The following is a 22,029-nucleotide window of genomic DNA, read 5'->3' as shown; positions in this document are numbered from 1 at the left end:
TCGTACCCCTAGAGGAGTGGTTTAATATGATGACACAGCTGCAAGGCTTAATTGAAACATTCCGCTTTGGTGATTTAGTTGATATCTTATCCGTAGCGGTTTTAATATACTATTTATATAAACAGATTCGTGATACGAGGGCCATGGCTCTTTTAAAAGGTTTAGTTGTACTTGGCCTTATTAATGTGGCCAGTCGATTTTTTGATTTGCACGTGATTAGCTGGTTATTGCAACAGGGGATGACAGTCTTATTGGTAGCATTACCAGTTGTATTTCAACCTGAATTGCGCCGTGCGTTAGAACGATTGGGCCGGGGTCGTTTATTTTCAAAATCACAAGATGTTAGTGAAATGGAAATTGATAATTTAGTCAATGAAGTGATGGCATCAGCCAAAGTTATGTCGCGCGAAAAAATCGGGGCTCTAATTGTTTTTGAGAGGGAAGTAGGCCTTGGTGAAATCATTGATACAGGCATTGAAATTGATGGTAAAGTATCGCGTGAATTACTAAATAATATATTTATTCCTAACACGCCACTCCATGATGGTGCCGTTGTTATTCGCAATAATCGGGTTATGGCAGCAGCGTGTTTATTGCCGTTAACGCAAGATAGATCGTTAAGTACTGAACTGGGCACACGACATCGAGCGGCGATTGGCCTTAGTGAACAAGCGGATGCGGTTGTACTTGTAGTTAGTGAAGAAACTGGTAAAATATCCTATACTTATGGTGGTCATATTTATCGTCATTTACCAGAAGAACAGTTGCGTGAATCGTTACGTGCTTTCATGGAACGACCTAAGTCAGCTTTGTCCTTCCTTAAGAAATGGAGGGGTAAGAAATGATGCAATTTTTCCATAAAATTCAAGGCCATTGGATGGCCAAAATTCTATCTTTACTAGGCGCTATTTTATTGTGGTTCTTTGTCATGAAAGAACAAAACCCTATTGTAGATATTAATTATACGGTGCCTGTACAAGTGCAGAATTTAAATTCTCAATACGTAGTAGATAATATTCCGTCAGAAGTTCATGTCCATTTGCGTGGGCCTCGAAATTCTATACTAGCCATTAATCAGAGCGCTTTGAAAGCCCATTTGGATATGGGCGATGTGTCACCGGGCCAGCAGAGTTTACCAATTCTGTTTACGCCTCCAGCGGGGATTACGGTAGTAAGTATGACGCCAGATACAGTCAATGTAAATGTAGATGAGTATATGCTTAAAGAAGTGCCGGTAGAAGTGCAACAATTAGGCAAAGTACCTGATGATATTGCGATTAAATCGGTTAATACAGTGCCTAAGGTTGTCACGATTAGTGGTGCTAAACAAGAAGTAGACAGTGTGGCTCATGTTATACTACGGATTAAGATGAATGACCGTCGTTCTAATTTTACGGCTTCAGGTATGATGGTCGCTGTTGATGGAGCTGGTAAAACAGTTGATAATGTAACCATTACGCCACGTCAAGGACAAGCTCAGATTGAGTTAGAACAGATTCGTTTTGAAAAGAATTTACCAGTTGTTGCCAATGTGACGGGTTCTTTAGGTAATGAATATGCTATTAAGAGTATTACTGTAGAGCCACAACAAGTACTCGTTAGTGGCAAAGAAGGGGATATTAAGAATTTATCAGAAATTCGAACAGTCGATATTCCATTAAATGGTCAAATTGCAAATCTTGAAGGCGACTATGATGTAGTTGCTGGTGATACCTATGCAGTGACCCCTACAAAAGTACATGTGATTGTGGAAATTGTAAAAAAATATTTAGGAGACACTAATGCTAAGAATAATTAATTTTCGAGTGGATGTAAAAACTAAGGATCCATTAGAAGCCTTACTTGTTCATAAATTTCCTGTTTTGAAAGGCCAGATAGAGCAAATTCACGTAGTTCGCAGAGCTGTGGATGCGCGTAAGAAACCACACATTACTTTTGTATATACCTTATTTGTGGCAGTTCGTGATGAAGGCCACATCATGAAGCGCTTAGGCCGTGATAAAAATGTGAGCACCATGGAGCCTATTGAACCAGAAACTATTGTGCATGGTGAGCAGCGGTTAGTGCATCGGCCGGTGGTCGTTGGTTTCGGACCGGCCGGTATGTTGGCGGCCTTTTACTTGGCCCGAGAGGGATATCGCCCAATTGTACTGGAACGAGGGCAAGATGTGGATCAACGAGCCAAAGATGTGGAAGAATTTTGGTCAACTGGTCATTTTAAGCCCGAATCGAATGTACAATTTGGCGAAGGTGGCGCAGGAACCTTTTCTGATGGGAAATTAACAACACGAGTTACCCATCCACGACTCCACGAGATTGCTAAGTATTTTGTTCAGTTTGGGGCGCCGGAAGAAATTTTGTATAAACATAAGCCCCATGTGGGTACGGATGTGCTCCGTGGTATGGTAAAAGCCATGCGTGAGCAGATTATTGCTTGGGGCGGTGACGTTCGTTTTGGTGCTAAAGTCACTAATTTAATACTTGAAAAAAGTCAGGTGACAGGCGTAGTTGTTAATGATACTGAAACGATTTCAACTAATTTAGTGTTTGCTGGTATTGGTCATAGTGCGCGCGATACCTATGAAATGATGTATCATGCGGGCATTCCCATGGAGAGTAAACCATTTGCCGTTGGCGTGCGTATCGAGCATCCACAAGCGATGATTGATATTTCTCAATATGGGATTGAGCCGGCTGAACTAGGTCTTGGGGCAGCCGAATATTCGGTAGTATACCATGATAAAGAGACAGGACGCACGGCGTACAGTTTCTGTATGTGTCCTGGTGGCGAAGTGGTAGCGTCGGCTTCTGAAACAGGTCATGTAGTAACAAATGGTATGAGTTTATATGCGCGTGCTAGTGGCGTTGCGAATAGTGCGTTAGTTGTTACTGTTGGGCCAGATGATTTTGGCACACATCCATTGGGGGGCGTAGCTTTTCAACGGGAGTGGGAAGCGAAAGCCTATGAATTGGGCGGCCGTGATTATAAGGCTCCATTACAAACGGTGGGCGACTTCTTAGCACATCAGGTAGGAACCGTACCTGTGGGACAGCCTGAAGCTCCTCATTCGTATCGGCCTGGTGTAGTGGCCGCGGATTTACATGAGTGCTTGCCTACGTATGTGACTGATGTTATGGAGCGGGCATTACCGTATTTTGGTCGTCGAATTAAGGGGTTTGATGAGCCACAAATTTGTATGACTGGTGTAGAAACTCGAACGTCCTCACCTTTGCGTATTTTACGGGATGACGATAGAGAGTCACCTACAATTAAAGGATTATATCCTATGGGAGAAGGCGCCGGCTATGCGGGTGGCATCATGAGTGCCGCTTTGGATGGTGCGGAAACAGCCATTCGTGTTATGGTCGCGTATAAGCCGTTAACGGCACAGGAAGGAGAAGCATAATGTCTAGATTGTTCGGTACTGATGGTGTACGTGGGGTAGTTAATGCCTTTTTAACACCGGAGTTAGCCTATCACTTAGGTCGTGCGGCGGCTGCTTATTTCGGTCGTCAAAAGAAACGCCCTGTATTTTTAATTGGTCGTGACACTCGTATTTCTGGTGCCATGTTAGAAAATGCATTGGCTGCAGGTATTTGTTCTGTTGGCGGTGATGTAGTGGTAGCTGGTGTGGTACCAACGCCAGCAGTGGCTTATTTAGTGCGTAAACATGGTTGGGATGCGGGTGTTGTGATTTCAGCTTCGCACAATAAATTCCCTGACAATGGAATTAAATTCTTTGATGGACAAGGGTTTAAACTCCCTGATGCAGTGGAAGATGAATTGGAAATATTATGTCAAAAGAGTAGTGAAAATGATTTAGAACGCCCCACAGGTGCTGATATTGGGCGCATTTTGCATAGTCGTGAATTAGCTCATGAATATGCGGCTTTTGTAGAGAGCACAGTTGATGTATCCTTAGAAGGATTGACCGTTGTATATGATGGTGCTAATGGAGCTGCTTCAGCAGTAGGTCCTGAAGTATTTGAAAAATTAGGGGCTAAGGTTATTGCTATTAATGTAGATCCTGATGGTGTTAATATTAATGAAAATGCTGGCTCTACTCATATGGAAGGGTTACAAGCTGCCGTTCTTAAGTATGGGGCTGATGTAGGTATTGCCAATGATGGGGATGCCGATCGTTGTCTATTAGTCGATGAAAAAGGACAAACCTTAGATGGCGACCAAATTATGTTGCTTTGTGCTAAACAGTTGAAAGAGCAAGGCCGTTTAAAAGATGATATGATTGTAGGCACCGTTATGAGTAATATAGGTTTTCATAAAGCGGCGCACGAATTAGGTATGAAAACGTATTCTACCGCTGTAGGTGATCGTTATGTATTGGAAAAAATGCGAGAAGCCGGCTATTCTATTGGTGGTGAACAGTCCGGTCATGTCATTTTCTTAGATTATAATAGTACGGGCGATGGTTTATTGACAGCGGTGCAAATGTTGGCGCTTATAAAAAAATCTGGCCAGCCATTGTCTGAATTAGCTAAAGTTATGGTTAAATACCCACAATTATTAGTAAATGTTCATGTAGTCACTAAAACTGGTTGGGATGAAAATCCACTTATTAAAGCAGAAATTTCAGAAGCGGCTCGTGAACTTGGTGAAAATGGCCGGGTATTAGTTCGTCCGTCTGGTACCGAAGCATTAATTCGCGTTATGGCAGAAGGACCCGATCAAGAACAATTGGAACGACTTTGTAATACTATTGCTGAGACCATTGGTCGTGAACAAGGTTTGGTTGAAGAGTAACGGCTATAGTTGTTGAAAAAGCAGTAAAGAAGGGGCCTTAGGGCCCCTTCTTTACAATATATAGGTCTATGCCGTATAATATACTGTAACGTAGTCTGTCTATGAGACAAAAACTATGTAGACTGTCGGACCTTAAGTAAAGGAGAGTACCAAATTCGTAAAGGCGAATAGCGCAAGCACTGAGCGGGGACAGCCGTTTCAGTAGACGAGGTAGAGGAGTATCGAAGAATCAGCGGATGCCTCTCGGCCAGCTTCAGTCGTTATATAAATTACAAAGTCCTGTGGTGACAGAGGAACAAAGGGTTTATAGGAAGCTATGAAGTAAGTCTATTTTAGGAGGAAACAACCATGTGTGGTATTGTAGGATATATTGGATTTGAGGACGCGTCCACGTTTATGTTAGACGGTTTGTCTAAGCTTGAATATCGTGGTTACGATTCTGCTGGGATTGCTGTATTAGGCCCAGATAATGTAATTAAAGTACAGAAAAAAGTAGGTCGTTTGGCTAATTTGGAAGGTGTTGTTAAAGCAGATCCAAACCCTGGTTTTATGGGGATTGGTCATACGCGTTGGGCAACGCATGGCCGTCCATCGGACATGAATGCCCACCCTCATACAGATGCTAAGGGATTATTTGCTGTTGTACATAATGGCATTGTAGAAAATTACTTGCCTATTAAAGAAGAACTACTTAAAAAAGGCTATGAATTTAAGTCAGAAACAGATACAGAAGTAGTGGCTCATCTATTAGCTGATATGTACGATGGTGACTTTGAAGGTACGGTTCGTCGTATGTTAGATCGTATTGAAGGGTCTTACTCTTTAGTTATTATGTGTGCAGATGATCCTAGCCGTATTATTTGTACAAAACAGGATAATCCATTAGTTATTGGTCTTGGTAAAGGGGAAAACTTTATTGCCTCTGATATTCCAGCCATTATTAATCATACGCGTGATACATACATCTTAAATGATGGCGAAGTGGCGATTGTGACTAAAGATTCGGTTAGCGTCAGTGATCGCGCTGGTAATCCAATTAATAAAAAAGTATTCCATGTGACCTGGAATGCGGAAGCTGCAGAGAAAGGTGGTTTTGAGCATTTCATGTTAAAAGAAATCTACGAACAGCCTAAAGCGATTCGTGATACTTTAACCGGCCGCATTTCTAAAGATAATAAAGAAGTTATCTATGAAGAACTTGGTTGGGAACCAGCGGATGTAGCGTCTATTGATCGCATTTTGATTACCGCTTGTGGTACTGCTTATCATGCCGGTTTAGTGGCTAAATACTATATTGAACAATTAGCGCGTATTCCGGTAGAAGTTGATATTGCCTCTGAATATCGCTATCGTAATCCATTAACTGATAAAAATACATTGGCTATCGTAATTAGCCAATCGGGTGAAACAAGTGATACATTGGCTGCTTTAAAAGAAGCTAAACGCTTAGGTGCTCGTTCATTGGCCGTAACGAATGTAGTAGGATCTTCTATTTCTCGTGAAGCGGATCAAGTGATTTATACTTGGGCTGGCCCTGAAATTGCAGTAGCTTCTACTAAAGCGTATACAACTCAATTAGTAGCCTTGTTATTATTGGCCGTATATCTTGGCCAATTAAATGGTAAGTTAGATGCTTCCTTGCGGGAACAAATTTTAACGGATTTACATGAATTGCCTAATTTATGCAATGAAATTTTTGAATCCGTAGATGATATTAAAGCGTTTGCACGTAATTATGGCTTCCGCGAAGATGCATTCTTCTTAGGTCGCTCCATCGATTATGCAGTAGCTATGGAAGGATCTTTAAAATTAAAAGAAATTTCCTATATCCATGCAGAAGCTTATGCTGGTGGGGAATTAAAACATGGTACTTTGGCTTTGATTGAAGAAGGCGTACCAGTGATTGCTCTTGCGACACAAGATGATGTACGCGAAAAAATGATGAGCAACGTCAAAGAAGTTAAAGCTCGTGATGCTGTTGTTATTGGCCTTGGTTTAGCAGGTGATACAGAGCTTGAAAAGTATGTGGATCATACGATTTTTGTGCCTCGTGCTGATAAATATGCGGCTCCAATTTTAGCAGTTGTACCTTTACAATTATTGGCGTATTATGCAGCGATTACTCGTGGCGCTGATGTAGATAAACCAAGAAACTTGGCTAAATCTGTGACCGTAGAATAATCAAACTCTTTACACCGTGGCTACATTTTTGTAGCCACGGTTATTTTTCATGTACAGAATGACATATTCGGGGTACAATAGTAAATGAATATAAAAGATATGCTTTCTGGCAGAACATATATCTATTGTCAGAAACTATTATAGGAGGAATTTTTCATGGCAGTTATTTTTTCAGGGATTCAACCAAGTGGTGAATTAACTTTAGGTAATTATTTAGGGGCACTGCGCAATTTTTTAGATTATCAAGATAGTGATGAATGTTATTATTGTATCGTTAATCAACATGCGATTACGGTGCCACAAGATCCTAAAGAATTATTTACGAATACGCGTCGTTTAGCCGCTTTATATTTAGCGGTAGGCTTAGATCCTAAGAAAGTGACTTTATTTGTACAATCTGAAGTACCTGAACATGCTCGTTTAGGTTGGGTTATGACTACAATTAGCTATGTAGGCGAATTAGAACGGATGACGCAATATAAAGATAAATCTCAAAAACGTGGTGATTCCATCCCGGCTGGTTTATTGACATATCCTCCTTTGATGGCGGCTGATATATTGCTATATCAAACTAATTATGTGCCAGTAGGGGAAGACCAAAAACAGCATATGGAATTAACCCGTGATTTAGCGCAACGCTTTAATCGTGTATATGGTGAAGTATTTACTATACCTGAAATTAAAATGGGTGTTGGTGGTGCTCGTGTTATGAGCTTACAAGAGCCAACGAAGAAAATGAGTAAATCCGATGATAATCAGATGGCCACCATCCGTTTACTTGATGATGAGGCGACGATTGTTAAAAAGATTAAACGGGCGCAGACTGACTCTGATAATTCCGTTCATTTTGACAAAGAAAATAAACCAGGCATCTCTAATTTAATGGGAATTTATGCGGCGATTACGAAGGAATCCTATGATACAATTGAACAGCGCTATGCTGGGCAAGGTTATGGCACCTTTAAAAAAGATGTAGCTGAATTATTAGTAGATACGTTAAAACCAATTCATGAACGTTATAATGAATTAATTGATAGTCCAGAACTGGATCGTATTTTGGATGAAGGCGCATTAAAAGCTCGTGAAACAGCAAGTAAGACATATCGTGAAGTAGAATTAGCTATGGGGCTTCATCGTAAATAAAAGGGTGTCTTGGGGTTGGAGGTGTGGCTATGGATGAAAAAGAAGTAGCCAAACGCTTTCCTTGTGGCGAAGTTGAGGGAACGTTTGCCGATTATATAGTAGTGTCTTGGGTAATGTGGTTGTTTTTTGGGGCCGTAGCCACATGGGCCATGTGGCATGCGGAACGTGGTGATGTGTGGAATCAGATTGCCCTTGATTATATCATTGTAGGCTTTTGCGTGTGGCGTATGACAAGACAGCGACGGCCTTTAGTTTACGTGTGCCAAAATGGGATTGTTATACGGCGCCGGCCAGCCAGTTTGTGGGAACGGATTGATATGTTGTGGAATGGTGATAACTATTACACCTTTATTCCGTATAGTCAAATTATGGGGTTTACAGCAAACTGGGAAGAAATTCATATGGTAACAGACAGTGGTGGTATTCTGATTGTTATGGTTGATTTGCAATTTGTTCAGTACAATCAGAAACTAGAACTACTAACATTGATTGATGAACGAAGCCATCGAGCTTGATAATTAGGTCCAACTTAGGTTGGGCCTTTTTTAGTATTGAGGTTAAAAAGTTTGGCGTGTTTTAAAAATTTTGAAGACTTTGAGGATTTATATGTATGCGTTTTAGTTTAGTGTAATATGAAAAATAAGACTTAAAAATTAAAATTTAATACTTTACAACTTTAGTTAGATGAAGTAAAATAAACTCATAAATTTTAAGAGCATTGGCTATAAGAAAGAGGGGACTTAGTATGAATATTAAAAAATTAGCCGCTTTAGGTATGACAATGTTGGCCATGGTAGTGTTTACGGCGGGGTGTGGTTCTGATACAAGTAGTAATGGTGCAAATGAACTCCCTAAAAAAATGGTCATTGGTTTAGACGATAATTTCCCACCTATGGGCTTCCGTGATGATAAAGGTGAGATTGTGGGTTTTGATATTGATTTAGCTAAAGAAGCGGCTAAACGGGCTGGTATGGACGTTGAATTTAAAGCGATTGATTGGGACAGTAAAGAAGCTGAACTTAAGAGTAAACGAATTGATGCTTTATGGAATGGTGTGACAGTTACACCAGATCGTGAAAAGAATATTTTATTTTCTACGCCATATATTCAAGATAAACAAATCATTGTAGTACGTAATGATTCGGATATTCAAGGTAAAGAGGATTTAAAAGGTAAAATCGTAGGTACCCAACAGGGGAGTAATGTAGAGCCAATTTTAGAAAAAGATGCACAAGAACGGGGTATCAAAGAAGTTAAGAAATATGGTGATTTCGTTAATGCATTTATGGACTTAGAATTAGGCCGGATTGACGCTTTAGTCGTTGATGGCATTGTAGGACAATACACAATGACCCAGAAACCAGGTACATTCCGTGTAGCTAATGGCGATTATGGTGCTGACAAAATGGCGGTAGGCTTCCGTTTAGAGGATAAAGCATTACAAGCTAAAATGAATGAAGTCCTTAAAGACATGATGAACGATGGTACGGCTGAGAAAATTGCTGATAAATGGTTTGGCAATGGTAATTTGTTAAATAAAGATGGTTTTAAATAATATCCTTTGTGTATAACGGCGTAAGTGCTGTAAGCATTTACTGGGATATGTAAATAAAACAGTGATAGAAGGGAGGTATACCTTACCTCCTTTCTTTCTTTGAAAGGAGTCAGTTACATGGACTATTTATTAAAGATTACGCCAGTTATTGCTAATGGATTAGGCGTAACGATTTCATTATTCGTAGTTGTTTTAGTATTATCCCTGCCTGGCGGTATTTTGGCAGCTCTATTACGTTTATCACCGATTGGAATTGTACGTAAAATTATGGCTTTTTATGTATATGTAATGCGTGGGACCCCTCTTATGTTACAGATCTTATTTATTTATTATGGGCTACCATTCATTCCCTATGTGGGTGTGCAATTAGATGATACGACAGCAGCGGTTATTTCTTTTGTTCTTAATTATGCAGCTTATTTATGTGAAATTTTCCGTGGCGGTATTCAATCGATTCCTAAAGGGCAATATGAAGGGGCTAAAGTTTTAGGCTTTACCTATATACAAACTATGCGTAAAATTATTTTGCCACAAGTTATTAAGCGTGTATTGCCACCACTATCTAATGAAACTATTAATTTATTAAAAGACACGTCCTTAGTGTATATTTTAGCGATGAATGATGTACTTCGTATTACTCGTGGTATTGTACAACGTGATTTTGATACATCGGCTTTTATTGTTGCTGGTGTGTTTTATCTAATCATGACTTTTATATTAACTAACATTTTTAATTATTTAGAAAAGCGTTATGCTGTGTATGATGAATAGGAGCGAAACATTATGAGCTTTATTGAAATGAAACAGATAGAAAAAAGCTTTGAGGGCTTACCTGTTCTGAAAAATGTAAGTTTATCTATGGCAAAAGGCGAGGTTGTGGCGATTATTGGCCCCTCTGGATCAGGAAAATCTACTTTTTTACGTTGTTTAGGTCAGCTAGAAATGATAGACCGTGGTACAATAGTAGTAGATGGTACACCTTTGGTACAAACGACAGGGGAAGGTCCTGCTGTATATAGTGATAAAAAAACACAGCAACAGCTATTGTTACAAATGGGGATGGTATTTCAGCAATTTAATCTATTTCCACATATGACTGTATGGGATAATATTTTAATCGCGCCTCAAATGGTAAAAGGCATGAAGAGTTCTGAAATAGCACCTGTAGCGGAACAATTGCTTAAAAAAGTGGGTTTATGGGAAAAACGAGATGTATATCCAGCTAAGTTATCTGGTGGACAAAAACAGCGAGTAGCGATTGCCCGTGCATTGGCGATGAATCCAAGTATTATGCTGTTTGATGAACCTACATCGGCTCTTGATCCTGAATTGACAGGTGAAGTGCTTCGGACCATTCAACAATTAGCTGAAGAGCATATGACCATGATTATCGTAACGCATGAAATGGCCTTTGCGCGACAAGTGGCTGATCGTATTATTTTTATGGCCGATGGAATTATCCAAGAAGAGGGTGAACCAGAAGCTATTTTCGCCAACCCTAAGTCGCCACGTACCAAAGCATTTTTAGATTCTATGCTATAAAAAGGAGACTTATATTATGAAGCAACATTGGCAAGCAAAACTGGCTACGTTAGCCGTAGGGGCTCTATTAGGTGTAGTGGGAACGGCGTATGCAAAGAGTTTACCTGCTTATGATACAACGAAGGCAACAGCTCAAGCACAGACCTTTGAAGCACGTGGCGTACACAGTGAAGCTAGTTTACCAGCCGCCTATCAGTCATATGCGACAACTGTTACGACAGAAGTGCGTGATTACCATGAGGGCTTTACATTTACAGTACCATGGCGTTTAACAAATGGGCGTTATGAATCACAAGGCAAGGAAGATGGCAGTACTGAACGCGGTTACTTCTTTAATTTAGCTGAAAGCTCGATTGCAGAACCATTTCTTGTATCATTTACGAAACGAGATAATATTGTAACCGGCAATGTGAGCTTAGCTGATTGGAATTCGACTTGGTATAATGAACCAGTAGCAGACATGACCAAAGACCGCTATTTGACATTATGGCGTGAAAATCGTCCGGACCTTAAGGGCTATGTACTAGACGGGGATTTATTTGATTATAAAGGAGCAACTACAGCTCGTTGGGATTCTTTTGTACGTAGCGATGCCGGTGAAACTGGTTCTACTTTCTTTGATGCAGAATTTATTATGGCGCAGGACCCTACGCAGCGTTATACATTGACTATGATGTATCCAAGTAAATATACAGATTATATGACACAGGGAATTGTGAAAACCATTGTTCCGTCCTTCAAACTTCTTAAAGAGAAATACCGCAATGTAGGGGATTTAGTATTAAATGATGAAATCAGTTTTGTAAAACCAAAAGGCTTTAAGGTATTAACTAAGGGCAATACAGGGGCTGTATTGTCTAAAGATAGCTATCGCATTGAAGTGGGTTTATTCCCTATGGAAAAAACAGTAACGCTCGATTCGACAACAGCGTATCCAACGATGACGGCGCGTCAAGAAATGGCGGATTATTATGTAGAAGAGTTAGTGAATAATTATGGGGCTACGATTGAAGTATACAAAACCTTGATTGATAATCATAATACAGGCAGTTTAATTGCGGGCACTTTACAACGAGGGGACAGTAGTGCTATTAAGTTTGCTTCTTATATTACATTGACTGATAAAGGACAAGCTGTAGTAGCTCGCGTTATGACACCGGATAATGGGCAACCTCTTGATGAATTAATGAAGCTTGTAGAAGGAGTTCGTATTCAACATAAAGGTCTTATGACTAGTGGGACGATTGTGTTATAAAATTTTAAAATTTTTTTCAAAAGAAAAAAGGACTTTTATATATTGGTAGAGAATACTTAAATATAGAAGAAGTCATAGTGAATGAGGAAAGCTCATTCGCCAGTGGGAGGGATTCATATGAAAGTAGAATACAAAACAATTGTAGTACCAGCTGATGGTTCTGAAAACTCGAAACGTGCATTACAACATGCGATTTCTATTTGCGAACGCAATGAAGCTCAGCTTATCATTGTACATGTAGCTAATATTGTTTCTGCTATCTCTAATTTTGACCAAACCCCAATTAGTGGTGGCTATGTGTCCGAACAAATTGCAGAAGATATGGAAGAAACAGGTAAGAAAATCCTTGAAGAAGTGGCTAAAGATGTACCTGCTGATATTGCTGTGAAAAATGTATTTGAAGTCGGTTCACCTGGCCCAGCTGTTTTGGCCGTTGCCAAAAAATTTAATGCTGATTTAATTGTTATGGGTAGCCGTGGCTTAGGACCTTTGAAAGGCTTATTCATGGGCAGTGTAAGTAGTTATGTAACGAGTCATTCTACTTGTCCAGTGCTCGTTGTAAAATAAGATTGTCATATAAGAGGCTTTGCTCGCCATAGGGCAAAGCCTCTTTTTGGAATGGAGGCGCTATGAATAAACAACGCATTGTTTGGCTTCATGAACAATTACCTACATGGGAAGAAAAAGGATGGATTAGTAAAGAACATGCCGCCCAGATGCGTGTTTTTTATGGTACCATTGAAACGAAGAACGGCCCTTCTTGGCGCCGATTATTGGTATTACTTTTAGGGTTGCTGTTAATTAGTTTAGGTTTATTTTTATTGTTTGCTGGTTATTGGTATAGTTTTTCACCAGCAGGCCGTATGGATTGGTGTATTGCGCTTTTATTAGTGGCTGTTGTTGCTCTGGGGCTTGGCGTGTGGAAAACACCACGAAGTAGTTTATATGCTGAATGTGTAGGCTTATTTTATGCCTTAGCGCTGATTCTATCTACGTGGCTTATGGCTGATACCTATTATACGGGTGAAGGCATGGGCTTTTATGCACTCATTTGCATGGTTTTATTGTTGCCCGTTGTCTATTTACTCGGCTCTAATTTTACTATGATAGTTTATTTGTTGATTGCCCTTTGTTGGAGTGTATCGGCTCATGATGTGACTATTTGGGGCGAGCCTATTTGGTTATGGCTCTTATTAGCCGCTGGCAGTCCTTTCTTTGCCGAGCAATTACGTAAACGGACACAGTCTTACTTGTCTGTGTTATGGTTATCTTGGGTGTATGTAGGGGCTATTTTTGGCGCTATTTTCTTTACAATTAATTCATATCAATTATCATTAGGTTTATTCTTTGTTGCTGCTTTATCGGCCGCTACCTATGCACTGGGGAGTTTATCACGAGAACAAGGTATTTGGTCGTTGCCGTTCCGTGGTGTTGGTGTATTGGGGCTCATGTATGTAGTGGTATATGGTACTTTTTTGCGCACCTGGCAAGAAGAAGCTGTAGCTAATGTAGGCTGGTTGAGTATTGTGTTAGCTATATTAGCTTTGGCACTCGTGGTAGGTGGCCTACATGCTTTATGGCAGAAACGGCAGGGGCCTGAATTATTGATTACGTTATGTCCCCTTGTAGTGGGGATACTTATGGGCCTGGCTCATGGCGGTGTTGCACCATTAACAGTGTCTATTATTTTTAATCTTTATGTGATTTGTTTAGCAATTGTCCTATTGTGGCAGGGCACCATGGCTAAGCGTGTTGCCTTGGTGAATGGTTGTATTTTTACTTTCTTAGCTATCATTGGGGCCCGCTTCTTTGATCCTGCATTTACCTTTGTAGAACGAGGCTTTACCTTTATTATTGTGGGGGCGGCTATATTTGTAGTCAATCTCTTCTATATGTGGCGTAAACAAGCACAGCAGGGACGGATTAACTCGTCGGTGGCAAATGCTTCACGACGTATGCGTCGTAAGAAGGCTAGTGAAATCATGGTTGAGGAGGCAGCTGATACTAAAACGGAGACTACGTCATTGGCAGATAAGACGGCTGAAACCACCGTGACGGCTAATGAAGTGGGTGAAAGTGTGAGTACTTCTTCTATCCCTTCCAGTGAAATAAAACTAAATGATCCTAACCGTTTAGTACGAAAGGAGGACTCATCAGATGCTAAATAAAGTATATGTGAAATGGCTACTCTTTTTAGTAGTGGCAGCGATTACGTTAGTGTCTCCTTTCTTTATTCAACAACGGTCTACTTCTTTATTGCAAGGTGGTGGCGAATATCAGTGGCCTGTTACTTTGTCGCGGACGGCGAGTTGGATTCCGTCTGATTATTTAGAAGTAAAATTTTTAGGAAGTCGAGCCTCTTGGCAAGGTGGTCGTTTACCAGCCATTAATCAAGAAGTATATGTGTGGGTTAGCCCTAAAGCCAATGGTATTTTGGAAGTAAAAGGAGTAGCGGATACAAAACCAGCTACCGGAGATTATATTTTAGCTAGAGTCACTAAAATTGATGGTACTGAGGTAGAATTTCAATTGCTGTTCAACCGTGTAACGCTAGATTTAAATAAAGTAAATCCTCAATTTTACACGACGTATAAAGGAACCTTATTGGCTACGTTGAAAATTAAAGATGGTTATGGAATTGTAACCGGTGTATATTCACGAGGCGTAGCGTTAGAAATGGCAACACCTGAAAGTGAATCGCAACAAGAACTTGATAGTCGTACGCCTGTAGAACAAATTGGAGAGCCGACTACTATGGGTATGGTGGCGATTGCTGGTGAATAAAATAAGACTGGCTTATATTATATGTTTAGGTATATAATAAAAGATAAGTCAAATTCGTAGAAAATAGGAGTGGGGTCATGGATGTAAGTCAAGCGCAAGTAGATGTGCAACAATTGGCTGATTTATTTAAAGTGTTGGGCGATTCAACACGGTTGCGTATTGTACAACAGTTATTGAATAAGGAGATGTGTGTGACTGATATTGCAGAAGCAATGGGCATGGGACAGTCTGCCATATCTCATCAGTTACGAGTGTTGCGCCAAGCGCGTTTAGTTACTTTCCGCAAAGAAGGTAAAACAGCTTTATATAGTTTAAATGATGACCATGTCGTGGTACTGTTAAGTCAAGGGATTGAACACGTTTCGCATCAGTAAAGACAATTGTATATATTAGATAAACCGCCTATAGAGGCGGTTTTCTTTTAGTCCGTGACAGTGGTATAATAAGTTGTTAACAAAGTTTACTAATGAGGATTTTTATGAAATATACAATTTTTCCAACAGAGGTAACCAATCCTTTAGCTGTATGGCAACAGTTTGAAGGGTCAGAGCGCGTATACTGGCATGATACGCAGGTCAATCGTGTGATTGTGGCGGCTGGTCGGGTGAAACGAATTACAGAAGCCGAATTACCCGAGTACCCTTGGGCTTGGTATAGTCAAAGTTTTTTTGATACGATGAATGATTCTACTTGGCAGGATATGGGGAATGAGCTAGTAGTATTTACTTATTACTATGTGAAAGAAGAAGGCAAGGCGTATTGGGTGACCGCAGATAGTATAGCACCGGTTATAACAGAGACAGTCGTGCCTCACATAAAACATACATATGAAATGGTAACCACTGGTGATTACCCTGCTTGGGAACGTTTATTTGAAGGCATTCAAAAGTCGATTCAGAGCGGTGAAGTCAAAAAGGTTGTAGCGTCTCGCAAAGTGGCCTTTCATAGTGATAGGCCTTTCCAGGTAACTTCTATTATTCATAATTTAGTTGAACAGAATCAAGGAGCCTTTATTTTTGCGTATGCAAAAGGTGAGGCTGTCTTTTTAGGGGCTTCGCCAGAAGTATTGGTTCGTAAACGCGGTCAGGACTTTATGAGTTATGCTCTAGCGGGGACGCTTAAAAAAGATGATATTCAAGATGGTGGTGAACGATTACTTACGGATGCTAAGAATTTACGTGAACACCAGATTGTCATTGATCGGATTCGCCAAACTATGCTTACTTTATGTGATAAGGTAGACGTACAGGATACGCATATTATGGAATTACCTAATTTGTATCATTTGCGCACGTTGTTATATGGTCATGATACAAACGATTCCATCTTAACGATGGCCAAAGCATTGCATCCAACGCCAGCTATGGGTGGTGAACCTAGAGAAAAAGCCTTACAAGTATTAAAAACGTATGAGCCCTATGAACGGGGGTTATATGCTTCGCCCGTAGGCTGGGTATGTGGCAATACACCTTTATTTCGTGAAGCAGGGGATGGCTTATTAATTGTAGGTATTCGCTCTGCGTTAATTCATGGCCAGGATTTATATGCCTATGCTGGCTGTGGTGTAGTAGCTGAGTCAGATTGTGAAGCGGAATATACAGAAACCGCGACTAAATTACAAACCATTTTAAAAGCATTATAATGTTGAGGTATGACTATGAATGAATATATAGCAGCTGCTGTAGATGAACTGTACCAACTAGGAGCCCGTCAAGTGGTTTTTAGCGGTGGTTCAAGGTCAACGACCATGGCCATGCTGTTTATGGCTCATGGACAATACAAAACATATATGAATATTGATGAACGGTCAGCCGCTTTTTTTGCTTTAGGCATTGCAAAGCGTTCGCAAACACCAGTAGTTCTAGTGTGCACGTCTGGTTCAGCAGGGGCCCATTACTATCCAGCTCTTATTGAGGCGTATTATAGTCGTGTACCCTTGATTGTATTAACGGCCGATCGACCACCAGAAGCACAGTTTATAGGGGCTCCGCAGACGATGGATCAAGTTAAGCTTTTTGGGTCCTATGTGCGATATTTTGAAACGTTAAGTCCGCAGGCGGATGATTTTATATATCCGCGGCAAGTGATGAATCGGGCCTATATGGCAGCTACTGATGTAGTACCTGGTCCTGTTCATATTAACGTGCCATTGCGAGAACCGTTAGTACCTGAGTTGAGTGCTACACATTTTGAAAAGGGACGTCAAAAAGTACCCTTTAAAAAAGTATTAGGTCAAGGACAACTCACAATAGAGGTTTGCGAAAGTCTTGCTAAGGATCTTATGGGGAAACGTGGCATTATGGTATGTGGTCCGTTGACTGGCTATGAATCGTGGTCAGTTAATTATAGGGACAGTCTATTAAAATTAGCTCAGCAGTTACACATGCCTATTGTAGCGGATCCCTTATCGCCTATGCGGGCTATTGATGATGAAATTGTGATAGACAGCTATGATGCCTTTTTGAGTGATTCAGAGTGGCAAGCGGAACTGACTCCGGAGTATATTTTATTAGTGGGGCAAATTCCTGTATCAAAACGACTACAACAATTTGTAAAAGCGCAACATGAGGCTATTTGCTATCAGATAGATCCAGGGGCAATGTATCGTAATGGCGCATTGACGACGAATGTAGTACTTCAGGTCGATCCTATGGCCTGGGCTACTCAAATGGTGAGTGTATTAGATACGGTAAGACAAGACATGAATCCATCAACCGCGCCTACCTATCTAAAGCGTTGGCAACGGGCGCAAGCGTTAATGCGTAAGCAATTAAATAAAGTGGCTACCGAGCCTACTTTATTCGAGGGGCGTTTTGTCCATAGCTTACAGCAATGTGTTACTGCAGGCACAAATGTAGTAGTGTCTAATAGTATGCCAATTCGTGATTTTGATTATTTCTGGCAACGAGGCACGTCTTCGATTTCCGTATATGGAAATCGTGGGATTAATGGCATCGATGGTATAGAATCTACGGCTTTAGGGATTGGTGCTGCTTATGGTGAACCGACTATATTAGTTACTGGTGATTTATCCTTTTTTCATGATATGAATGGCCTTGTTATGGGGAAGACAGAAGGTCTAAATCTTGTTATAGTGCTCTTTAATAATGATGGTGGTGGTATTTTTGAATATTTGCCACAAAAAGGAGTAACTCATTTTGAGTATTTATTTGGAACGCCTCAAGGCCTTACATATAGTGCTTTGGCTGACCTTATGGGAATACATTATCAAGTCGTTACGGCGTACGAATCCTTTCCTAGTCTCTTACAAGAGGCGCAACAGGAGGGTGGCATCCATATATTAGAAGTGAAAACAAATCGTGAAGTTAGTCGTGAACTTCACAGAAAGTATACGGTAAGTGTGTATGAAGCATGAATTTGATACAGACGAAACACGCGTATATGACCAAGGTGAACGGTCAGAAGTAGAAGCGGTATTAGAGGCTGCAGATGATGTGTACATTAACATTGATAATGTTTCTTATCATGTGGCATTGCGTGGTGAAGGTATGCCTTTAATCTGTCTTCATGGTTTTGCAGAAGCCGGTGATACATGGGATAAATTAACAATTCCTGGCTTTAGGCTGTATTGTGTTGATTTTTTAGGCCATGGTGTATCGGACCGTTCGAATGACCCTGTCATGTACCAGTTAGATACGGTGCTACGGCATTTATATACCTTGATTCATACATTGGTAGGGCGCGAACCCTATGGCATATTAGGGTATTCAATGGGTGGCCGCATAGCGTTACAATATGCGGCTATGTATGAGCCTGAACGATTGTTGTTTTTATTATTGGAATCGGCGTCGCCCGGTATAGAAGATATGAAGGCTCGTCAAGAACGGGCTAAGGCTGATGAAGCCTTAGCGCATAAAATAGAAAACCATTCGATTGAATGGTTTGAAGCCATGTGGTCTCAGTTGCCTATTTTTGAAACACAAAAATTAATATCTTCAGCGGTGCAACAGACGATTAAAGATCGCCGATTGAGTAATACGCCAGAGGTATTAGCACATACATTGCGTGGTACAGGGCAAGGCCAGACGGTCTATGTGGGCCATGCGATTTCGGAGTTACCAATAGAAATACTGTATGTGTCAGGCGAATTAGATACGAAATATACGGACATCGGTCAAATGATATTTGGGGTTTGTGAAAATGTATCTCATGTAATTGTACCTAATGTAGGTCATAATGTGCATGTAGAGGCACCTCAAGCGTTTAATGAGATTGTAAATCTATTTTTATCTGATTATAATGATAAAAAAATCAGTTAATACTATGAGCTATTATTAAATAGTGGTTACATAGTGGCTATATAGTGATTATATAGCGATATAGCAGCTAGTTTAGTTGATATAGTAAAATTTTATTGAATATATAGAGTATATAGTTTAGAAGGAGGCTTATTATGAGCAAATTTGATTGGCAAGTACTCGATCGTGGTTATGAAGATGTTATTTATGAAACATATAATGGTATTGCTAAAATTACCATTAATCGACCTGAAATTCGTAATGCATTTCGTCCTAAAACAGTAGTGGAATTGATTGATGCATTTACAATTGCCCGTGACGACACAGAAGTAGGCGTTATTATTTTGACAGGCGCTAACCATGGTGGCGATGTTAATAAAGAAGCCTTTTGCTCCGGTGGTGACCAAAGTGTGCGCGGTAATGGTGGCTATGTTGGGGAAGATCGTATTCCTCGTTTAAACGTTCTTGATTTACAGCATTTAATTCGTATTACGCCAAAACCAGTTATTGCTATGGTTAATGGTTATGCTATTGGTGGTGGCCATGTACTTCACATCGTGTGTGACCTTTCCATTGCCTCTGATAATGCTAAATTTGGTCAGACTGGTCCGCGCGTAGGTTCTTTTGACGCAGGCTATGGAGCAGGCTATTTAGCTCGTTTAGTCGGTCATAAAAAAGCTCGTGAAATTTGGTTCTTATGTCGTCAATACACGGCCCAAGAAGCTCTCGATATGGGCCTTGTTAATACAGTAGTACCATTTGATCAATTAGAAGAAGAAACTGTGAAATGGTGTGAAGAAATTCTTCAATTATCGCCAATGGCGCTTCGTTTCTTAAAAGCATCTTTCAATGCTGATACCGACGGATTAGCAGGTTTACAGCAATTTGGTGGTGATGCAACGCTTATGTTCTATACTACGGATGAAGCTAAAGAAGGCCGTGATGCATTTAAAGAAAAACGTAAACCTGATTTCAAGCAATTCCCTAAATTCCCTTGATAGGAGGCCTTTAGTATATGCGATGGTTACGCGAGCGGGCGCAAGCAACTCCCAATCAGCCCTTTCTTGATGGCTATTCTTATAAAACAATTTATGAATGTACCGTATTGCAAGCGGGCTTTTTAGAATCCGTCGTGCGTGACGATGCGCGCTTAGGTCTTTGTAGTGAAAATTCAGTCAACATGGCGATTACATTATTTGCTCTTTGGTCGCTAGGCAAGGAAATCTTTTTAATCAATCCTCATTTAACGGTGGCAGAGCAAGAAGCACAGGCGCAGGCCTTAGGTGTCAAGTTGATTTTTGCATCCCCTACCGTACAAGAGAAGGTAGAGACTACATGTAATGGCCGTTTTTGTCGTCCTCATCATAGTGCAGTGAATGAAGTAGCTTGGCGTGTTTGGCCTAAGATTCCTCCTATGGACGAAGCAACAAGGACTCGTTTGGTCCAAAGTTTTGAAGGTTTATTAGTGCCTCCTTTAATGGACCAAGCCATTGCCGCTATTATGAATACGAGTGCGACTACAGGGACTGTAAAATCGGTTCCTTTGCGCTGGGGACAAATAGAAGCCCATGTAAAAGCATCTGCTAAAGTACTAGGCGTAGATTCTACCGATAATTGGCTGGTCGTATTACCTATGTTTCATGTATCAGGCTTATCTATTATTATGCGCACTTTGTATAATGGTACAGCCGCTACCATTATGTCCTCTTTTGAGGAAGACCGAGTAGTTGAGGCCATTACATCAGGGCAATTGACGATGGTGTCCTTAGTGCCCACCGTATTGCAACGCATTGTAGATCGTATTACGACACATGCTTTGCGTGTTGTACTATTAGGTGGCGAGTTTATTCCTAATGCCTTAGTGGACACTTGTCTTGCTAAGAATATGCCAATTTTTAAAACTTATGGCATGACGGAAACGTTTGCGCAAAGTGCTACGGTTAATGTATTGGCACATCCTGCAAAACGGGACGCTGTCGGTAAACCCTTGCCAGGTGTAGTCATTGAAGTACGCAATCCTGATGAAACAGGGATTGGGGAGATTTGGTTACAATCCCCTATGCTAATGACAGGTTATTTGGGGCGGCCACCTATTGTAGGCTTTTTTAATACGGATGATATGGGCTATTTGGATGCAGAAGGGTATTTGTATATTGTAAATCGCCGACAAGATATTATTATTTCTGGTGGTGAAAATATTTATCCCAAAGAGTTGGAAGATTGTTTATATCGGTTAGATGGTGTTATAGAATGTGCCGTTGTGCCAAAAGCCGATGACCGGTGGGGACAAGTGCCTATTCTATATTATGCTGGCGAGGCCCCCGTTAAGGCCGTAAAAGAACATTTAGCAAATCATCTAGGTCGTTATAAACAACCTAAGGCAATTTGTCGTTTGGCTAAATTGCCACGGAATAATTCTGGCAAAATAATGCGCCGCACTTTGATTGAAGAAGCGGCTGATATGTAATTAGTTCCATACATCTATATACTTATGTACTGATTTATGGTATATATGTAAGGAATATGTAGGACCTACAGTGTAATTATA

General features: G+C 40.6%; 20 protein-coding genes. All 20 read left to right on the top strand.

Going from position 1 to position 22,029, the window contains the following annotated elements; all coding sequences use genetic code 11:
• The first annotated feature begins 26 nt into the window (after positions 1 to 26).
• The 20 genes from cdaA (at position 27) to menE (ending at position 21,948) form a co-directional block, all read left to right on the top strand.
• Positions 27 to 845 (top strand): diadenylate cyclase CdaA, encoded by an 819-nt coding sequence (gene cdaA / locus DYE54_RS05860; protein WP_115310356.1) that lies wholly within the window; start codon positions 27 to 29, stop codon positions 843 to 845.
• Positions 842 to 1,798 (top strand): CdaR family protein, encoded by a 957-nt coding sequence (locus DYE54_RS05855; protein WP_115310355.1) that lies wholly within the window; start codon positions 842 to 844, stop codon positions 1,796 to 1,798. Before cdaA ends, DYE54_RS05855 begins: the two co-directional genes overlap by 4 nt.
• Positions 1,782 to 3,407 (top strand): NAD(P)/FAD-dependent oxidoreductase, encoded by a 1,626-nt coding sequence (locus tag DYE54_RS05850; protein WP_115310354.1) that lies wholly within the window; start codon positions 1,782 to 1,784, stop codon positions 3,405 to 3,407. Before DYE54_RS05855 ends, DYE54_RS05850 begins: the two co-directional genes overlap by 17 nt.
• Entirely contained in the window at positions 3,407 to 4,762 is a 1,356-nt protein-coding gene (glmM, locus tag DYE54_RS05845) for a phosphoglucosamine mutase (RefSeq protein WP_115310353.1), read from the top strand. The genes DYE54_RS05850 and glmM overlap by 1 nt, the downstream gene beginning before the upstream one ends.
• 348 nt (positions 4,763 to 5,110) lie before the next feature.
• The gene (glmS, locus tag DYE54_RS05840; RefSeq protein ID WP_115310352.1) at positions 5,111 to 6,943 is read left to right on the top strand and encodes a glutamine--fructose-6-phosphate transaminase (isomerizing); all 1,833 of its coding nucleotides are present in this window, start codon (positions 5,111 to 5,113) and stop codon (positions 6,941 to 6,943) included.
• Between the two features lie 156 nt (positions 6,944 to 7,099).
• Positions 7,100 to 8,086: a tryptophan--tRNA ligase gene (gene trpS / locus DYE54_RS05835; protein WP_115310351.1), complete on the top strand. Its 987-nt coding sequence runs from the start codon at positions 7,100 to 7,102 to the stop codon at positions 8,084 to 8,086.
• 29 nt (positions 8,087 to 8,115) lie between these two features.
• Complete coding sequence (locus DYE54_RS05830) at positions 8,116 to 8,601, top strand: hypothetical protein (protein WP_115310350.1); 486 nt, start codon at positions 8,116 to 8,118, stop codon at positions 8,599 to 8,601.
• A gap of 230 nt (positions 8,602 to 8,831) precedes the next feature.
• Complete coding sequence (locus DYE54_RS05825; protein ID WP_115310349.1) at positions 8,832 to 9,641, top strand: amino acid ABC transporter substrate-binding protein; 810 nt, start codon at positions 8,832 to 8,834, stop codon at positions 9,639 to 9,641.
• Between the two features lie 117 nt (positions 9,642 to 9,758).
• Positions 9,759 to 10,412 (top strand): amino acid ABC transporter permease, encoded by a 654-nt coding sequence (locus tag DYE54_RS05820; protein WP_115310348.1) that lies wholly within the window; start codon positions 9,759 to 9,761, stop codon positions 10,410 to 10,412.
• 12 nt (positions 10,413 to 10,424) lie between these two features.
• On the top strand, positions 10,425 to 11,183 hold the full coding sequence (locus DYE54_RS05815; protein WP_115310347.1) for an amino acid ABC transporter ATP-binding protein: 759 nt from the start codon (positions 10,425 to 10,427) through the stop codon (positions 11,181 to 11,183).
• Positions 11,184 to 11,199: 16 nt separating this feature from the next.
• Complete coding sequence (locus DYE54_RS05810; RefSeq protein WP_115310346.1) at positions 11,200 to 12,438, top strand: hypothetical protein; 1,239 nt, start codon at positions 11,200 to 11,202, stop codon at positions 12,436 to 12,438.
• A 117-nt stretch (positions 12,439 to 12,555) separates the two neighbouring features.
• A complete protein-coding gene (locus DYE54_RS05805) occupies positions 12,556 to 13,005 on the top strand; it encodes a universal stress protein (RefSeq protein WP_115310345.1) in 450 nt (149 codons plus the stop codon).
• A gap of 62 nt (positions 13,006 to 13,067) precedes the next feature.
• Entirely contained in the window at positions 13,068 to 14,606 is a 1,539-nt protein-coding gene (locus DYE54_RS05800; RefSeq protein WP_115310344.1) for a DUF2157 domain-containing protein, read from the top strand.
• Entirely contained in the window at positions 14,596 to 15,222 is a 627-nt protein-coding gene (locus DYE54_RS05795; protein ID WP_115310343.1) for a hypothetical protein, read from the top strand. The genes DYE54_RS05800 and DYE54_RS05795 overlap by 11 nt, the downstream gene beginning before the upstream one ends.
• A gap of 77 nt (positions 15,223 to 15,299) precedes the next feature.
• Positions 15,300 to 15,596: an ArsR/SmtB family transcription factor gene (locus tag DYE54_RS05790; protein ID WP_115310342.1), complete on the top strand. Its 297-nt coding sequence runs from the start codon at positions 15,300 to 15,302 to the stop codon at positions 15,594 to 15,596.
• A 104-nt stretch (positions 15,597 to 15,700) separates the two neighbouring features.
• Positions 15,701 to 16,864 carry an isochorismate synthase gene (locus DYE54_RS05785; protein ID WP_115310341.1) on the top strand — a complete coding sequence of 388 codons (1,164 nt, stop codon included), beginning with the start codon at positions 15,701 to 15,703 and terminating at the stop codon, positions 16,862 to 16,864.
• A 15-nt stretch (positions 16,865 to 16,879) separates the two neighbouring features.
• Complete coding sequence (gene menD, locus DYE54_RS05780) at positions 16,880 to 18,598, top strand: 2-succinyl-5-enolpyruvyl-6-hydroxy-3-cyclohexene-1-carboxylic-acid synthase (protein WP_218564759.1); 1,719 nt, start codon at positions 16,880 to 16,882, stop codon at positions 18,596 to 18,598.
• Positions 18,588 to 19,502: a 2-succinyl-6-hydroxy-2,4-cyclohexadiene-1-carboxylate synthase gene (gene menH / locus DYE54_RS05775; protein WP_115310339.1), complete on the top strand. Its 915-nt coding sequence runs from the start codon at positions 18,588 to 18,590 to the stop codon at positions 19,500 to 19,502. The genes menD and menH overlap by 11 nt, the downstream gene beginning before the upstream one ends.
• Before the next feature lie 134 nt (positions 19,503 to 19,636).
• The gene (gene menB / locus DYE54_RS05770; RefSeq protein WP_115310338.1) at positions 19,637 to 20,479 is read left to right on the top strand and encodes a 1,4-dihydroxy-2-naphthoyl-CoA synthase; all 843 of its coding nucleotides are present in this window, start codon (positions 19,637 to 19,639) and stop codon (positions 20,477 to 20,479) included.
• A 17-nt stretch (positions 20,480 to 20,496) separates the two neighbouring features.
• Complete coding sequence (gene menE / locus DYE54_RS05765) at positions 20,497 to 21,948, top strand: o-succinylbenzoate--CoA ligase (protein WP_115310337.1); 1,452 nt, start codon at positions 20,497 to 20,499, stop codon at positions 21,946 to 21,948.
• The last annotated feature ends 81 nt before the right edge of the window (positions 21,949 to 22,029 follow it).

This window comes from Veillonella criceti, assembly GCF_900460315.1.
Classification (GTDB): domain Bacteria; phylum Bacillota; class Negativicutes; order Veillonellales; family Veillonellaceae; genus Veillonella_A; species Veillonella_A criceti.
Note: the sequence above shows the minus strand (reverse complement) of the source record. Positions and strands in the feature narration are given on the sequence as shown.

Excerpts from the sequence above, each read along its gene's own strand:
- cdaA (WP_115310356.1), top strand. The coding sequence starts at position 27 with ATGATGACACAGCTGCAAGGCTTAATTGAAACATTCCGCTTTGGTGAT.
- DYE54_RS05855 (WP_115310355.1), top strand. The coding sequence starts at position 842 with ATGATGCAATTTTTCCATAAAATTCAAGGCCATTGGATGGCCAAAATT.
- DYE54_RS05850 (WP_115310354.1), top strand. The coding sequence starts at position 1,782 with ATGCTAAGAATAATTAATTTTCGAGTGGATGTAAAAACTAAGGATCCA.
- glmM (WP_115310353.1), top strand. The coding sequence starts at position 3,407 with ATGTCTAGATTGTTCGGTACTGATGGTGTACGTGGGGTAGTTAATGCC.
- glmS (WP_115310352.1), top strand. The coding sequence starts at position 5,111 with ATGTGTGGTATTGTAGGATATATTGGATTTGAGGACGCGTCCACGTTT.
- trpS (WP_115310351.1), top strand. The coding sequence starts at position 7,100 with ATGGCAGTTATTTTTTCAGGGATTCAACCAAGTGGTGAATTAACTTTA.
- DYE54_RS05830 (WP_115310350.1), top strand. The coding sequence starts at position 8,116 with ATGGATGAAAAAGAAGTAGCCAAACGCTTTCCTTGTGGCGAAGTTGAG.
- DYE54_RS05825 (WP_115310349.1), top strand. The coding sequence starts at position 8,832 with ATGAATATTAAAAAATTAGCCGCTTTAGGTATGACAATGTTGGCCATG.
- DYE54_RS05820 (WP_115310348.1), top strand. The coding sequence starts at position 9,759 with ATGGACTATTTATTAAAGATTACGCCAGTTATTGCTAATGGATTAGGC.
- DYE54_RS05815 (WP_115310347.1), top strand. The coding sequence starts at position 10,425 with ATGAGCTTTATTGAAATGAAACAGATAGAAAAAAGCTTTGAGGGCTTA.
- DYE54_RS05810 (WP_115310346.1), top strand. The coding sequence starts at position 11,200 with ATGAAGCAACATTGGCAAGCAAAACTGGCTACGTTAGCCGTAGGGGCT.
- DYE54_RS05805 (WP_115310345.1), top strand. The coding sequence starts at position 12,556 with ATGAAAGTAGAATACAAAACAATTGTAGTACCAGCTGATGGTTCTGAA.
- DYE54_RS05800 (WP_115310344.1), top strand. The coding sequence starts at position 13,068 with ATGAATAAACAACGCATTGTTTGGCTTCATGAACAATTACCTACATGG.
- DYE54_RS05795 (WP_115310343.1), top strand. The coding sequence starts at position 14,596 with ATGCTAAATAAAGTATATGTGAAATGGCTACTCTTTTTAGTAGTGGCA.
- DYE54_RS05790 (WP_115310342.1), top strand. The coding sequence starts at position 15,300 with ATGGATGTAAGTCAAGCGCAAGTAGATGTGCAACAATTGGCTGATTTA.
- DYE54_RS05785 (WP_115310341.1), top strand. The coding sequence starts at position 15,701 with ATGAAATATACAATTTTTCCAACAGAGGTAACCAATCCTTTAGCTGTA.
- menD (WP_218564759.1), top strand. The coding sequence starts at position 16,880 with ATGAATGAATATATAGCAGCTGCTGTAGATGAACTGTACCAACTAGGA.
- menH (WP_115310339.1), top strand. The coding sequence starts at position 18,588 with ATGAAGCATGAATTTGATACAGACGAAACACGCGTATATGACCAAGGT.
- menB (WP_115310338.1), top strand. The coding sequence starts at position 19,637 with ATGAGCAAATTTGATTGGCAAGTACTCGATCGTGGTTATGAAGATGTT.
- menE (WP_115310337.1), top strand. The coding sequence starts at position 20,497 with ATGCGATGGTTACGCGAGCGGGCGCAAGCAACTCCCAATCAGCCCTTT.